11 protein-coding genes, 3 pseudogenes and 1 other annotated feature are annotated in these 14,174 nt (G+C 65.6%); of the genes and pseudogenes, 1 reads left to right on the top strand and 13 read right to left on the bottom strand.

Translation table 11 applies throughout. The annotated features are described in order from the left end of the window. Positions 1-217: transposase (locus AC1DZY_RS18745; protein ID WP_476821655.1), on the top strand; the 217-nt coding region annotated here is incomplete at its 5' end. Positions 218-232: 15 nt separating this feature from the next. Here the strand turns inward: AC1DZY_RS18745 and AC1DZY_RS18740 are convergent. The 13 genes and pseudogenes from AC1DZY_RS18740 to AC1DZY_RS18680 form a co-directional block, all read right to left on the bottom strand. Further along, positions 233-1,026 (bottom strand): annotated as a pseudogene (locus AC1DZY_RS18740) (IS3 family transposase); the annotation flags it as partial. Continuing rightward, positions 587-701 (bottom strand) — a sequence feature (AL1L pseudoknot). It overlaps the preceding pseudogene by 115 nt. A gap of 237 nt (positions 1,027-1,263) precedes the next feature. Beyond that, a complete protein-coding gene (locus AC1DZY_RS18735; RefSeq protein WP_476821654.1) occupies positions 1,264-2,382 on the bottom strand; it encodes a glycosyltransferase in 1,119 nt (372 codons plus the stop codon). An 87-nt stretch (positions 2,383-2,469) separates the two neighbouring features. Continuing rightward, positions 2,470-5,214, bottom strand: a complete 2,745-nt coding sequence (locus AC1DZY_RS18730) for a hypothetical protein (protein WP_476821653.1) — start codon at positions 5,212-5,214, stop codon at positions 2,470-2,472. 225 nt (positions 5,215-5,439) lie between these two features. After that, the gene (locus tag AC1DZY_RS18725; protein ID WP_476821652.1) at positions 5,440-6,213 is read right to left on the bottom strand and encodes an ABC transporter ATP-binding protein; all 774 of its coding nucleotides are present in this window, start codon (positions 6,211-6,213) and stop codon (positions 5,440-5,442) included. An 11-nt stretch (positions 6,214-6,224) separates the two neighbouring features. Beyond that, positions 6,225-7,022, bottom strand: coding sequence for an ABC transporter permease (locus AC1DZY_RS18720; protein WP_476821651.1), 798 nt, complete (start codon positions 7,020-7,022; stop codon positions 6,225-6,227). A gap of 244 nt (positions 7,023-7,266) precedes the next feature. Next, positions 7,267-8,142 (bottom strand): glucose-1-phosphate thymidylyltransferase RfbA, encoded by an 876-nt coding sequence (gene rfbA / locus AC1DZY_RS18715; protein WP_476821650.1) that lies wholly within the window; start codon positions 8,140-8,142, stop codon positions 7,267-7,269. Positions 8,143-8,149: 7 nt separating this feature from the next. Beyond that, positions 8,150-8,794: pseudogene (locus AC1DZY_RS18710) on the bottom strand (SDR family oxidoreductase). Positions 8,795-8,843: 49 nt separating this feature from the next. Continuing rightward, positions 8,844-9,035: pseudogene (locus AC1DZY_RS18705) on the bottom strand (sugar nucleotide-binding protein); the annotation flags it as partial. Beyond that, positions 9,032-10,087 (bottom strand): dTDP-glucose 4,6-dehydratase, encoded by a 1,056-nt coding sequence (gene rfbB / locus AC1DZY_RS18700; protein ID WP_476821649.1) that lies wholly within the window; start codon positions 10,085-10,087, stop codon positions 9,032-9,034. The pseudogene AC1DZY_RS18705 and the gene rfbB, both read right to left, overlap by 4 nt. Further along, positions 10,005-10,427: a dTDP-4-dehydrorhamnose 3,5-epimerase family protein gene (locus tag AC1DZY_RS18695; protein ID WP_476821659.1), complete on the bottom strand. Its 423-nt coding sequence runs from the start codon at positions 10,425-10,427 to the stop codon at positions 10,005-10,007. Before AC1DZY_RS18695 ends, rfbB begins: the two co-directional genes overlap by 83 nt. Next, positions 10,384-10,662, bottom strand: coding sequence for a dTDP-4-dehydrorhamnose 3,5-epimerase family protein (locus tag AC1DZY_RS18690; protein WP_476821648.1), 279 nt, complete (start codon positions 10,660-10,662; stop codon positions 10,384-10,386). Before AC1DZY_RS18690 ends, AC1DZY_RS18695 begins: the two co-directional genes overlap by 44 nt. A gap of 84 nt (positions 10,663-10,746) precedes the next feature. Beyond that, a complete protein-coding gene (locus AC1DZY_RS18685; RefSeq protein WP_476821647.1) occupies positions 10,747-12,717 on the bottom strand; it encodes a hypothetical protein in 1,971 nt (656 codons plus the stop codon). Between the two features lie 69 nt (positions 12,718-12,786). Next, positions 12,787-14,130: a UDP-glucose dehydrogenase family protein gene (locus AC1DZY_RS18680; protein WP_476821646.1), complete on the bottom strand. Its 1,344-nt coding sequence runs from the start codon at positions 14,128-14,130 to the stop codon at positions 12,787-12,789. Between the last annotated feature and the right edge of the window lie 44 nt (positions 14,131-14,174).

The raw sequence follows: 14,174 nt of genomic DNA, 5'->3' as shown, positions 1-14,174 counted from the left end.
GATCGAGGCGGCAGGCGCCGAACTGCGTTATCTGCCGCCCTACAGCCCTGACTTCAACCCGATCGAGATGGCCTTCTCAAAGCTCAAGGCTCTCTTGCGCAAGGCAGCCGAGCGAACCGTCGGCGGTCTCTGGAGCGCCATCGGCCGCATCATCGATCTCTTCGATCACGCCGAATGCCTGAATTACTTCACCGCCGCAGGGTATGATGCAATCTGATCGGAAAACGCTCTAGGTGCTGACATAGGTAAAATCCGAAAGCCAAAGCCGGTTCGGCGCCGGCGCACGGAAGACCCGTTTCACATGATCGAGCGGGCACGGCGCCGCCTTGTCGGCCACCGTGGTGCGCACGGGCTTGCCGCGGATCACACCGTGTAGACCCGCGCTTCGCATCAGGCGCGCCACGGTACAGCGAGCGAGTTGACGTCCTTCTCGCTTCATCTGCCGCCAGACCTTGCGCACGCCATAGACCTGGTAGTTCTCGTCGAAGGCCCGTTTGACCTCCGGCAACAGGGCGGCATCGCGTCTCGCCGGGATCGAGAGTTTGGCCAGATCGGCACGCCGCGAGGCATGAGCGTGGTAGGTTGACGGGGCGATCGGCAGCACTCTGCAGATCGGCTCGACCCCGTAATCCCCACGGTGATCGTCGATGAACGCGATCATCGCTTGAACGGGCGGTCGAGCTCCTCTTGCCCGACAGGCGAATGCATGCATTCGCCGAAAGGGCCTGGGCAAAATACGCCAATGCCTTGCGCAGGATCTCGTTGGCCTGRCGAAGCTCCCGGTTCTCTCGCTCCAGCGACTTGAGCTTGGCCGCCATGTCAGTCGTCAGACCGGGCTTGCGCCCGCTGTCGACCTTAAGCCTTCTTCACACACTCGTTCAGCGTCTGTGCCGTGCAGCCGATCTTGGCCGAGATCGACATGATCGCCGCCCAACGGGACGGATGCTCGCCCTCGTGGTCCAGCAACATCCGAACCGCGCGGACCCGCACCTCAGGCGAGAACTTGTTCGTCGTCTTGCTCGTCATGGCTCCACCTTCTCAGAAGTTGGAGCCTCCGACAAACCCGGAGCGGTTCAGGGAATCCCCGCGAGTTAACGATCGCGGGGCTGGTATGAGTCTGTCTGGAACCGGCAAAGGACGCTGAAATCTGATCAAAATCAGGGCCCTCACATGCCTAGAGCCGATCATCACGCCGAAATCACGCCGGGCCCACCATAACGCCATAAATCATCCGGTTCTTGCGGGTGTCCAGCGCAAAGGTTGCTACCGTTCCGCCAGTTGGCGAAGTCTCGATGCCGCCTCGGCGATATCGGGTTCGGCCCAGACCGTATCTAGCCCGCCGTAGGCCCCTTGCGGATCGCAAACTGGCACGAGCCGCCAGGGGACGGTGACGACGCCCGGCATGGCAGCGATGTCATCGGCAAGGCTCCAGCCCGTAGCAACCACCGCCACGCCCAGACTCGCGGCTTCCGCGAGGTTGAGACCGTATCCCTCGCTGCGGTGAAGCGAGAGATAGACGTCGAGCATGTGGTAGAAATCCAGAATTGGCGGTTTCTGTGCCGTTTCGGTCGCCAGAATGATGCGCTCGTCGCCGGCGATCGCGGCTTTCAGCTCTGCAACGCCCGCCGGATAGGCCTCCGCCTCGTTGCAGCGGATCAGCAGCCGCGCCGGTGCGGTGCCGGTCCTCGGAAAGGCCAGCTTAAAAGCCGCGATGGCCGCGGCGGGGTTTTTACGCGCGTAATTCGAGCCCATGGCGAAGGAATAACCGGCGACGAAGGCGGTCTCATCGATCCCGTGACGCTGCCTCGCCTGCCGTTTCAGTGTTTCCGTCCGGGCGGGGCCAAGCGGCAAGGCGGCGACATCATGCGGCACGACACGGATACTGCCGCTCTCTTCGGCTGACATCACGCGTGCCACCGCATCGGCGACGAAGCGCGACGGCACCCAAATCTCGTCGGCGAATGGTAGGCTGCGCCGCCATGTTTCTGGCAGAACCTCCAGCTCCCACGCAAAATAGCCGATGATCCGCGCCGACTGGCGTACGCACAGCGGCAAAGCGAGATATGCCAGCAGGAACTCAGGCGGGTTTAGGCAGATGACGACCGTCGGACAGGGCAGCCGGCGCGGCACCGCGTCGAGGAAAGCTGGGTCTAGTTCGCGCTGGGCCGTGAAATGACGGGTGAAGTCGATGCGCGCGACCTTGCGTCCCTGCTTCTCCAGAGAGGCTGCGAGCAGCCGCGCTCCCTGGCCGAGCCCGGTGCGCGTCGCAAACAGCCCGACGATGGCGATGGTATCGGCCTTGTCAGGGGCGGGGAGGGAATTGCGGTCGCGCCAGGCCTTGGCCCGGGCGGCGAGCCCGACCCGGACATCGACACGCAGCACGCGTCCGGCCTCGACCAGCCGGATCAGCGGCGCGCGCAGCGGGCGCGGCAGAAACCGCGCCAGACCCATGCCGAGCATGCCGCCGCCTCAGCTGGCCGTGACCAGCGTGACGTCGCTGCCGTCGAGCGCGATCGACAGCGCGGCCTTGATCGTCGAGTCGTCGGAGGCGAGCACGATCGTCTTCGGCTTCAGCCCGTCGGCGAGCGAGGTCAGCGCATACATCAGGCGTTCGGCCCTGACAGCACGCGAGGCGAAGGCGGTGGTGTCGCGCCAGATTTCGAGATCGATCGCGCTGAACCTGTGCTGGCGACGGTCCTGCGGGGTGACGCCGAACATCTCTAGGGAGCGGGCCGAGAGCTCCTTGTCCTGCCCGGCATAGACCGCCAGCACGGTGTCAGGCGTCGCGCCGTCGACCCGTTCGAGTTGGCGCGCCGCGCGCCGGGCGGCGTCGGGCGTGTCGAAGACGGCGAGCACCGTCTTGGGCTTTGCTTCCGTGACGTCCTGCGCCTCATCCATCCAGTTTACGACATGGCCGGCATTGAGCAGGCGCCAGTAGAGCGTGTCGCGGATGGCGTCCATGTCGCCGACGGTGCTGGCATGCTCGCGGATCGCCAGCCAATCATGCGACAGGCCCCAGCTGTCGGGATTGTTGGGATCGACCGGGATCACATAGGAGCGTCGGCCGGCATATTTGCGCAGTGCGAAGGCGAGCTGGAAATCCTCGCCGGTGGACCAGGTCCAGGGCTCCTCGCGGAACAGGTATTTCAAATAGGCCGTGCGGGTGAAGTGGAAGCCGCAGAGCATGTCGACCGGGACGAGGCCGAGATCCTTCCGCTCCGGCGGCAGGTGCTCGATGAACTCGCCGGTCGTGTAGTGCGGCAGCGTGCCATCGGCGCGCGGACCCGGCAGGCGGCGCCAGCCATACATGCCGACCTCGCCGGCATCTTCCACGCTCTCGATCGTCGAGAGGCAGCGGCTGAGGAAATCCCGGCCGATAATGATGTCGTCGTCGATGAAGGCGATGTAGCTCTGCTCAGCAAAAAGTCCGAGTTGGAAGCGGCCGTGATATTTGAAGTTCTTGGTCGAGCGGATCAGGTGGATGTCGGGGTCGCAGAACTCGCGCATGACGCTGTCGTAAATCTCCGCATCCTCCAGCCCCATGGCGCAGACCCAGATCTGCTTCGGGCGCAACGTCTGGCGTTGCAGGCCCGCGATCTGGCGGCGCAGCAGCTCGGGACCACGCTTCCAGACGTTGAGCACGGCGATGATGTCGCCGACCGGGCCCGATTGTTCGGCCAGGCGCTGGGTCAGCTCCGGCCAGGGAGCGCCTTGGAGCTGCGGGCGATGGGAGACGAGATGGAAGCAGCAATAGGCCGCGTCGCGGAAGACCTCGTGGTAATTCGCCTTGAGCTGACGCAGGACGGCCACCGGCAGCTTTTCGATCTCGCCGCGCGAAAGCACCGCATAGTCGAAATCGAGATCGGCCTCGCGCCAGGAGCGCCGCGCGGCGAAGTAGCCGCTGCCGAAGGCCGCCGCGATCAGTGGCTGGAAGGGGCGCGGCACCAGCGCACGCTCCTCCCCGGTGCAATGACCCTTGATCCATTCGAGGACGGGAGCCGCCTCCGGCGGCATGCGCAGCGTCGGATCGAGCTTGTTCTCGAAGCGCACCGGCGCACGGCCGACGAGGCGCAGCGGATCGTGGCGCAGGATATGGCCAAAATGGCGCGGATTGCGGATCGCGACATGCGCGTTCTCGCGGACGAAAGGCGGCAGAACTTTCCAGACCGGCTTGACGAATTCGTGCGCGACGAAGCGCACGACACCCTTGCGCCGGAAGGTGTGGCGCCCGGCATCGTTGTCGAACTGGTAGATGTGGCTCCACAGCTTCTGGCCGATGCCCGTCGTGAACGGAAATTTCCGGCGCAGGATCGTCGGGCGATAATACCAGCGATTGTATTTGCGCCGGGCGGCGAGCCCGCCGCCGCCCGAAGGCTTGAGCTCGCCATTTTCCAGCTTCTGCGAGGAATCGCGCGGCCCCATCAGGTCCGAGAAGCCGCCAGCGAGCTGAAAATTGGCGTTGAGCTCGGGGTTCTTCCAGTATTCGTAGAAGTCGACATTGCCGCCGCTTTTGACGTGGCCGTAATTGTGGTTCTGGTGGATCGCCAGCAGATCATGGCTGGCGTCGACGACCTCGCCGCCCTTGCGGAGTACTTCGGCGATCAGCCAGGAATCCCAGAAGAAGCGCCCGATCGCGAAGGGCGGCACGGTCTCGTAGAGATCACGCGGGTAGATATAGTAATCAGTGCCGTTGAAGCTGTCGTCGCCTCGGCCGCGGAAGCGGCCCTCGGCCTTGACCTTGTCGAGGAGCTTGCTCTCCCAGGCTGCGTCCTTGAAATCGATTGGGTCGAACAGGTCGATATCCGAGCGCAGGCCGATATAGAGCGCCGGCGGCAGTGTATTCAGCTTGTCGAGGAAGGGCAGCAGGTCGCTGGTCAGGATGATGTCGGCGTTGATCATGCACATCCAGGGAGCGCTGGCCGCAGCCCTGGCGCTGCCCATCATCGAGTTGAGCAGCGGCGTGCCAAATTCGTTGGCCTCAATGTCTGGAATATGGCGCAGGCCGAATTCGGCCGCGATCTCGGCAACACCGTCATCGGTCCCGAGGAGGATGACCTCGACGCGCGGACCCAGCGCGACCCAGCTGCGCACTGCGTTGCGCTGGATCAGGCCGATATGGTCCTTGAAGGCCTTTGGGGCCGAAAAGATCGTGAGATCGGGTGTCGTGCCCGGCGCGCGAACCGCAACCGCCTGTCCGCTCTGAGTCTTAGCCATATCCTGCCCCATCCCGTCTCGTGGCCCGTCCCGGCCTTATAATACGCAACCCGTTTCGGGAAAGACCTCGTCCAAGGCAAGCGTTCTCCGTCGTAAACCTCGCCGCCGCAAGATCAAGCCTGGCAGACCGGACGGACCGGTCGGCGTCGGGTAGGGCCAACCTAGATGGGATATCGTCCGGAATGATCTGTCCCGGGCGAGCCCCCGCTGCGCCCGGTCAGGACCTTACGCCGGCAGGAGCGGCTCCCCCGTCCGCACATGCTCGAGATATTCGTCGACGACCGCGTCCGACGGGCCTGCGCGCAGGATCGTGCCATGTTCGAGGATGATGGCCTGGTTGCACCACTCCTTGGTGAAGCTCATGTTGTGCGAGGCCAGCACCATGATGCTCGACCGGTCGACGAGACTGCGCATGCGGCTTTCCGCCTTGCGGGTGAAGGCGGCGTCGCCGGCGTTGATGCCTTCGTCCAGCACCAGAATTTCCGGGTCGACCGACGTCGCCAGCGAGAACGACAGCCGCGCCTGCATGCCCATGGAATAGGTCCGCACCGGCAGGTGCAGGAACTCGCCCAGTTCCGAGAACGCGGCGATGTCGTCGATCTTCGACTTGATCTCCTGCATCGACATGCCGTGATAAAGACCGCTGATCAGGATGTTGTCATAGCCGCTGGCGTCGATGTTGAAGCCCAGCGTGGCGTCGAACAGCGTCGCGATGCGGCCCTTGCGGTGAACCGTGCCCGAGGTCGGCGCGTAGATTCCGGAGATGACGCGCAGCAGCGTGCTCTTGCCGGCGCCGTTATGGCCGAGCAGGCCGAGCCGGTCGCCCTCCTTGAGCTCCAGGCTGATGTCGTTGAGCGCACGCACGATCAGCGCGTTGGCGACCGAACGCCCAAAGACGCCGCCGATCGAGAGGCGCAGCGCTTCCGTCCGCAGCGAACGCGACGACGAGTCGAAGATCGGGATATCGACGCCGACGTTCTTGAGTGTGATTTCGGTCATACTGGCTTCCGTCACACCCAATAGGCGACGCGCGACTGGTAGCGCGACATAAAGATGAAGGCAAAGATCGAGCCCACGATGCCCATCGCGACGACGAAGGCCCAGGAGTTGAGGCCGACGGGGGTTCCCAGGAGCGGGCCACGGAAGATCTGGATCATGTGGTAGGCCGGGTTCCAGTCGAGATAGGCCAGATGCGAACTGACGCCGCCACGGTCCCACAGGATCGGCGTGATGAAGAACAGCACGCCGACCAGGCTCTGGACAACCGGCGGAATGTCGCGATAGCGCGCGCACAGGATGGCGAGCACGACTGAGACCCAGATCGAGTTGAACACGATCAGGACGAAGCCGACGACCGCGAGCAGGTTCGACCACCGCACCTCCATACCGAAATACAGCACGATGAAAGCGTAGATGACGAAGTTGTGCAGGAAGACGATGACGTTCTTCCAGACGTGCTTGAAGATGTAGGTCATCAGGGTCACGGGCGTCTGGCGGATATAACCGCTTTCCGCGATGAAGACGTTGCAGCCCTCGATCGCAACACCGCTGATATAGCTCCAGATCATGAAGCCGAGGCCGAAAAACGGCAGATAGGTCCGGATGTCGGTGTTGAAGATCTTGGAGTAGACGAGGCCGACGGTGACGATGGTGATGCCCATCGTCAGCGTGATCCAGAACGGGCCCAGCACCGAACGGCGATAACGCAGCTTGACGTCCTGGAGGCCAATGAAGCCCCACATCCGCCAGTGTCTGATCGAATCGGCGAGATCGCGCCAGGCGCGTCCGGTCTGCATTGTCCGGTTCAAGAAAGCGTCTCCACTTGTGCAGTCCGGTCGATAGGGCGAGGGCCCCGCGGCGAACGTCTCACCCCCGGTCTCTCCGGGATTAACGCGCATCCGTTGCCGTGTCAGGCCTCTCCGGCACAGGCGTGTCAGAATTGCGGCTCATCGGCGAAAGCGAGTTCCGCGCCCGGGCCGGACGCCACGCGCCCGCCATATGCCGGCCGCGCTGCACGACGTCAAGGCCCGCCGCGGGGGCAGGGGGCTTTGTTCAGGCGCCGTGCCCGGCCAGCAGACGCTGCAGATATTGGCCGTAGCTCGATTTGGCCGTCAGCCTGGCCAGCACGGCGAGCTGCTCGCGGTCGATGAAGCCTTTCCGCCAGGCGATCTCCTCGGGGCACGAGATCTTCATGCCTTGCCGACGCTCAAGGATCTCGATGAACTGGCCAGCCTCGAGCAGGCTTTCATGCGTGCCGGTGTCGAGCCAGGCGAAGCCGCGCGCCATCACCTGCACATGCAGCTGCCCTCGCGCCATATAGGCGTGGTTGATGTCGGTGATCTCGATCTCGCCGCGCGGCGATGGCGCGATGCCGGCCGCGATGTCGAGCATGTCGTTGTCGTAGAAATAGAGGCCGGTGACTGCGAGGTTGGATTTGGGCTGCGCCGGCTTCTCCTCGATCGAGATGCCCCGGCCTGCCGCATCGAGCTCGACCACGCCGTAGCGCTCGGGATCGGTGCCGACATAGCCGAACACCGTCGCCCCGCTGTCACGGGCGATCGTGTCGGCCATCAATTCGGGCAGGCCGTGGCCATAGAAGATCTTGTCGCCCAGCACGAGCGCGACGCGGTCCTCGCCGACGAAATCGCGCCCGACGATGAAGGCATCGGCAAGGCCGCGCGGATGCTCCTGGACGGCGTAGGCGAGCGACAGCCCGAATTGCGACCCGTCGCCGAGCAGGCGCGAGAACAGCGCCTGGTCATGTGGGGTGGTGATGATCAGGATCTCGCGGATGCCCGCCAGCATCAGCGTCGAGAGCGGGTAGTAGATCATCGGCTTGTCGTAGACCGGCAGCAGCTGCTTGGGGACCACCGAGGTCACCGGATGCAGCCGCGTGCCGGACCCGCCGGCGAGAATGATGCCCTTCATGATTTCCTCAAGGCGAAAGCAGCGCGGAGACGGTCTCGCAGACACGTTCCTGCCATGGCGAAGCGCGCATGTCGAAGGTGGCAGTGAACCGCGATGAATCCGGCACCGAATTGGCCGGCCGGCGTGCCGGCGTCGGGAACTCGGCGGTCGTGATCGCTTCGACCGCCAGGTTGCGACCGGTGAATCGGGCCTGCTCGGCGACGATCAGCTCGGCGAAACGGTGCCAGCTCGTCTCTCCTGTGCCGGCAAAGTGGTAGGTGCCCCAGGGCTCGGCCCCTGCCAGCAGCGCGGAACGCACGGCCAGGATCGCCTCGGCGGGGTCGGCGGTTGCGGTCGGGCAGCCCCGCTGGTCGGCGACCACGCGCAGCGTGTCGCGCTCGCGGCTGAGCCTCAGCATGGTCATGAGGAAATTGGCGCCGTGGACGCCGTAGACCCAGGCGGTACGCAGGATGACGTGGCGGGCGCAGACCGCGCGCAGGCTGGCCTCCTCCTGCGTCTTGCTGCGGCCATAGACGCCGAGCGGCGCGACCGGGTCGGTCTCGATTTAAGCCGCAGTTTTGGTGCCGTCGAAGACGTAGTCGGTCGAGATGTGCAGCAACGGGATGCCTGCTGCCGCGCAGGCCCGCCCGATGATCTCCGGACCCCCGCGCATGGGCGGCGAAGGCCGCGTCGGACTCGCTCTCGGCCCGATCGACGGCCGTGTAGGCGGCCGCATTGACGACCAGCGCCGGCCGGTGGGCGGCCAGCGCGGCTTCGACCGCGGCCGGGGCGGTGATGTCGCCCTCGGCCCGCGCCAGCCCGGTCAGCGGGACGCCGCGTGCCTGAGCCAGCGCCGCGAGCTCGCGACCCAGCTGGCCGCCGGCGCCGAAGAGCAGGATCGCGCCTTGGTTCACGACAGGCCGAGCCGCTCGCCGCGATAGCGCCCGTCGCGAATGCGGCCCCACCAGTCGCGGTTGGCGAGATACCAGGCGACGGTCCTCTCCAGTCCGCTCTCGAAGCTCTCCAGCGGCCGCCAGCCGAGTTCGGTCTCGATCTTGGTCGTGTCGATGGCGTAGCGCTGGTCGTGGCCGGGCCGGTCGGCGACGAAGCTGATCAACTTATCGCGAGAGCAGATCGTAGTATCGGGCGCGAGCTTGTCGACCAGCGCGCAGACCGCGCGCACGACCTCCAGATCGCTGCGTTCAGCCTTGCCGCCGACATTGTAGCTCTCGCCCGGCCGCCCGCGCTCCGCGATCGTCATCAGCGCGCGGGCATGGTCCTTGACGAAGAGCCAGTCGCGGACATTGCTGCCGTCGCCATAGACCGGCAGCTTTTTGCCCTCCAGCGCGTTGACGATCATCAACGGGATCAGCTTTTCCGGGAAATGATAGGGCCCGTAATTGTTGGAGTAGTTCGAGAGCAGCGTCGGCAGCCCATAGGTGTGGCGCCAGGCGCGCACGAGATGGTCAGATGCCGCCTTCGAGGCCGAATAGGGCGAGTTCGGCTGATAGGCCGTGGTCTCGGTGAAATAGCCCTCCGCGCCCAGCGAGCCGAAGACCTCGTCGGTCGAGACGTGGTGGAAGCGGAATGCGGCTTGCTCGGCTGTGGTCAAACCGCGCCAATGGTCGAGCACCGCCTGCAGCAGCATGAATGTGCCCACCACATTGGTCTGGATGAAAGCTCCCGGTCCGTCGATCGAGCGGTCGACATGGCTCTCGGCAGCCCGATGCATCACGACATCGGGCCTGAAAGAGGCGAGCGTCTCGCGCATCGCCGCGAGATCGCAGATATCGGCTTTCAGGAAGCGATAGCGAGGATCGTTCGCGACTGGGCCGAGATTGTCGAGGTTGCCGGCATAGGTCAGCGCATCGACGACCAGCACCTCATGCCCGGTGTCGCAAATCAGGTGCCGGACGACGGCCGAGCCGATGAAGCCGGCCCCGCCGGTGACGAAAAAGCGCGTCATTGCATCGCCCCTTCCGTGAACGGCGTCTCGAAGCCGGCCAGCCCCGGCAGGCCGGTATCCTTGTCGGAGATCCGCACCGCGTCGCGCGCGACCGGTCAGTCGATGCCGATGGCGGGATCGTCCCAGCCGAGACCGCCCTCCTGCGCCGGTCGTAGGGGCTGTCGACCTTGTATGCGACCTCGGTCATGTCCTCGAGCGTGCAGAATCCATGCGCGAAGCCGCGCGGCACGAAGAGCTGCTCCGAGCCGTCGGCCGTCAGGGTCGCGGCGCACCAGCGCCCGTAATGCGGTGAGCCCTCACGCAGATCGACCGCGACGTCGACGATCGCGCCCGTGAGCACGCGCACCAGCTTGGCCTGCGCCGCCCGGGGGCTTCTGGAAATGCAGGCCACACAGGGCGCCCCGCTTTTCCGAGAGCGACTGGTTGTCCTGGACGAAGGCCATGCCGATGCCTGCGTTCCGAAAGACATCCAGGCTGTAGGTTTCCATGAAGTAGCCGCGCGCATCGCCGAAGCGGCGCGGGCGGATCAGCATGGGGCCTGGAACAGCGAGGGTCTCGAAGGCGAAATTCGGCATGGATCCTCTCAACTGCGCCGGCAGGTAGTGCCTGCGGCAGGGGCTGTCAACGCATCTGGCCTCGTGGCAGGCCGGTCCAACGGTTCAATCCGGCAGCGCCCGGCAGGTCACTTGCGTCAGCGACAGCTCCACGAGTCCGTTGCTCAGGAGAACGGCCTCAAGCCCAGGTGCGATAACGGCGCCGGGCGCGAGCGGCGGCATCTTGAAACGCAAGCTGAGCGTCCGCGAGCGCAGTGACAGGCCGGCGAGCTCAACCTCGGCCAGTATGGTCGGGCCGGCCTCGACGCGCAGTACCGCTGTTGGGCGGATGGCTCTTGCCGGATCGGGCGGCGCGCTCCGGCTGCCGGTGAGGAGCCGCAGAAGCCGGGGCAGGATCGTTTTCGCGAGGGAGCCGGCAAACGCGGCGGGCCGGGCGACGGACAGCGTGGCCGACACCTCGTAATCGCCTGGTGGCAGCGCCGCATAGGGACCATACGCGACCGCACCCGCGCTGCCCTCCCGGCTCGAGATAACGTCGCCCTGTCGCACCCCGGCCGCGCCCGCGCTCATCAGCGGCAGCCATTCGCCGTCGCGCTGCGCGACATGCCCGTGCCGGAGCCGCGCGCTGAAGGGCGACTTCACTGCCCCGAGATTCCAGGCGAAGACCGGCTCGAAGGGCGAGTGTACGACATTCACGCCGATGATCAGGCGCGGCGGCAGTCTGGGGTCGGCGAGGCGGGCGCGCTCATGGGCGAGCACGTCCCAGAAGGCGTCGAGCAGGCGGCAGGCGGCCTCGCTCAAGGCCGCCTGTCCGGTTGAGATGCCGCTGAAATCGAGGATCACGAGGTCGGCCGCAGCCAGCATCGCATCGCGCGGCCTCGGATCGAGGCTGGCCGAGGACGAACCGGCTGCTGCGACGCCGCCGGCCTCGACCAGGACCGGCTCAGCAAACCCTGCAGCGGCGAGCGCCCGTTCCAGCAGGACGAGGCCGGCTGTCGCCTCGCCGAACCAGGCGATGCGCGTGCCGGAGGGCTGGCTTGCGATCAGGTCGAGGAGATAGGGCAGGATATGCCCGGCCGGCGCATCCGAGCGCCCGAAGCTCCCGGGCACATAGGTCGAGCGCAGTGGCGCGGGCAGGGGCTCGCTGAGGGCGGTGCCCAAGCCGCGGATATAGCGGCTCCCGGTGCCGGCCGGCAGCCGGATCTCCTCGATCTCCTCGCCGGTGAGGCCCCAGCTTTCGCGCTGATGCGGCAGGTCGGGGCGCTCGAGGCGATAGACGAAATCCTCGTAGCTGTTTTGCGTCGTCGCCTGCTGGTGGCCGAAGGTCGCTTGACGGGTGTGGTCGCAATGATAGCAGACCAGCCGGTCGGCGAGGTCGCCGGGCGCGCCATGCCTGAGCCAGAGACGGCGCGCGAGGTTGGAATCGACATGCCAGCCAAGCACCATCGCCTCGTCGAAGCCGTCGATGGCGATGAGGTCGGTGCGTTCGGCGAGTTGGAAATCGCCGGGATTGTCGTAGCCGAAGAAATCCTGGCCGCGGACGAAGTCGTCGAGATGGAAGCGCCGGCCCCAGTCGCGCATCGCCGCGATGCAAGCCTGCGGCTCCCGGCGGTCGAGCGTTTCCCAGAGCGTCTCGGGGATGTCGACGCGGGGCGCGCCATGAAAGCCGGCCGGCAGGCCTCCGGCGAGCCTCGTGAGGCTGACGCCGTCCGTCGTCGCAAGCACAACGTCGGTATTGGTCGAGAGCACCCAGCGATTGGCGGGGTTGGAGCGGCGCAGCGCGACATTGCGGGCGACCGGCTCGATCGCCTTCAGACGCGTTGCGAGGTCGAGCCTGAGATGCTGTTGATGCCGGACGCGGAGCACGCGAAGATAGGCGCAGGTGGCAGGCGTCAGCGTGTCCTGGATGGCTTCAGGAAAGGTCGGCAGGTCGTCGGGCGTGTTGTAGTCGACAAACAGGATCTCGTCGTCGGGGTCATCGAGGCACGCGGCGATGGCGTTGAGGCTTAGCGCCGCCCGCTTGTGCAAATTATAGCCATGCGTGTCGTTGCGGCCGTAGAGGACAACCGAAATCATGTCGTCCTCCCCTACTCAAGGCGCGCGGCCGTCCCGCAACCCGGCGCTGTTAGCGCCGACGCGATGCGATCAGAACGTCTTCCAGTTGCCGCTGCCGAGCTTGACCACGCGGGCACCGGGGCCGACCTCGTCGGGCGTCATGCCCCAGGGGTCGATCACGACGCGGGTCTTGCCGGCGGGGACGTCCTTGCCCCAGTCGACCGTCTTGAACTCGGCCCAGGGCGTGGTGATGACGACGACGTCGGCATGCGAGACAGCGTCTTGCGCCTGTGGCGTCGCGTTCACGGTTGAGCCGAGCACGGCGAGCGCGGCCTCGGTCGCCATCGGGTCGCTGATCGAGACCGAGAAGCCCTTCTCGAGCAGGTACTTGGCGAGATAGACGCCTTGGCTCTCCTCGATCACCGCGGTGTGCGGCTTATAGGACATGCCGAGGATCGTGATCGACGCGCCCGGCTCGGCCGAGGCTTCGACGGCGCCGATCATGCGCTGGAACTGGTGTTCGTTGATGGCGTCGGTCGCCTCTGCCAGCGCGGTGTTCACGCCGAGCTTGCGGCCGAAGGCCGAGAAGGCCTTGTTGTCGCGCGGGAAGCAGGGCCCGCCATAGCCGATCGCTGGCTTGAGATACTTCTTGCCAACGCGGCTGTCGGCACCGACGGCGCGGGTTACGACGTCGGCATCGGCGCCCTTGAGATGGTCGCACATGTCGGCGATCATGTTGGCGTAGGAGATCTTGGTGGTGACGTAGGTGTTGACCGAGATCTTGCAGAGCTCGGCGTTGACCAGGTTCATGCGCTGGTATTCGGGGTTCGATTCGGTCGAGCCGCGATAGATCGCCTCGAGCATGTCGCCGGCGCGCGCATCGGATTCGCCGATCAGCAGCATGTCGGGGTTGAGCATGTCGCGCACGACGCTGCCGAGCGCGATGAATTCCGGATTGTAGCAAAGGCCGACATCGACGCCGACCTTGCGGCCGGAGCTCGCCTCGAGCGCATCCTTGATCACGGTCTCGGTCGAGCCCGGCATAACGGTCGAGGTGACGACGACGACGTGGTAGCTGTCCTTGGCCTTCAGCGCCGCGCCGATCTTCTCGACCGCGTCGATGACGAACTTGTTGACGAACATCCGGTCGGGGCCGCTCGGCGTCGGCACGATGATGAAGCTGACATCGGTGGCGGCGATCGCGTCGCCATAATCCGTCGTTGCGCGCAGATTGGCGCGGCCGCGGTCGATATGCTCCTGCAGCTGCGGCTCGACCACCGGGGCCTTGCCCTGGTTGATCGCGTCGACGAAGCCGGCATTGTAGTCGAGGCCGACGACCTGGAATCCCTTGGTGGCGAAGACGGCAGCCATGGGCGAGCCTAGCTTGCCGAGCCCGATCACGGAAAGGCGCGGCTTCGTCGAAGCAGTAGACATCTTGACCCCTTGATTCTCAACGCAGGCGACCGGCCGCGACGTGA

It is taken from the genome of Allobosea sp. P2_A10 (genome assembly GCF_056405115.1).
Note: the sequence above shows the minus strand (reverse complement) of the source record. Positions and strands in the feature narration are given on the sequence as shown.

Coding starts and splice junctions, on each gene's coding strand:
- AC1DZY_RS18730 (WP_476821653.1), bottom strand. CDS start 5,214: ATGGCTAAGACTCAGAGCGGACAGGCGGTTGCGGTTCGCGCGCCGGGC.
- AC1DZY_RS18725 (WP_476821652.1), bottom strand. CDS start 6,213: ATGACCGAAATCACACTCAAGAACGTCGGCGTCGATATCCCGATCTTC.
- rfbA (WP_476821650.1), bottom strand. CDS start 8,142: ATGAAGGGCATCATTCTCGCCGGCGGGTCCGGCACGCGGCTGCATCCG.
- rfbB (WP_476821649.1), bottom strand. CDS start 10,087: ATGACGCGCTTTTTCGTCACCGGCGGGGCCGGCTTCATCGGCTCGGCC.
- AC1DZY_RS18690 (WP_476821648.1), bottom strand. CDS start 10,662: ATGCCGAATTTCGCCTTCGAGACCCTCGCTGTTCCAGGCCCCATGCTG.
- AC1DZY_RS18685 (WP_476821647.1), bottom strand. CDS start 12,717: ATGATTTCGGTTGTCCTCTACGGCCGCAACGACACGCATGGCTATAAT.
- AC1DZY_RS18680 (WP_476821646.1), bottom strand. CDS start 14,130: ATGTCTACTGCTTCGACGAAGCCGCGCCTTTCCGTGATCGGGCTCGGC.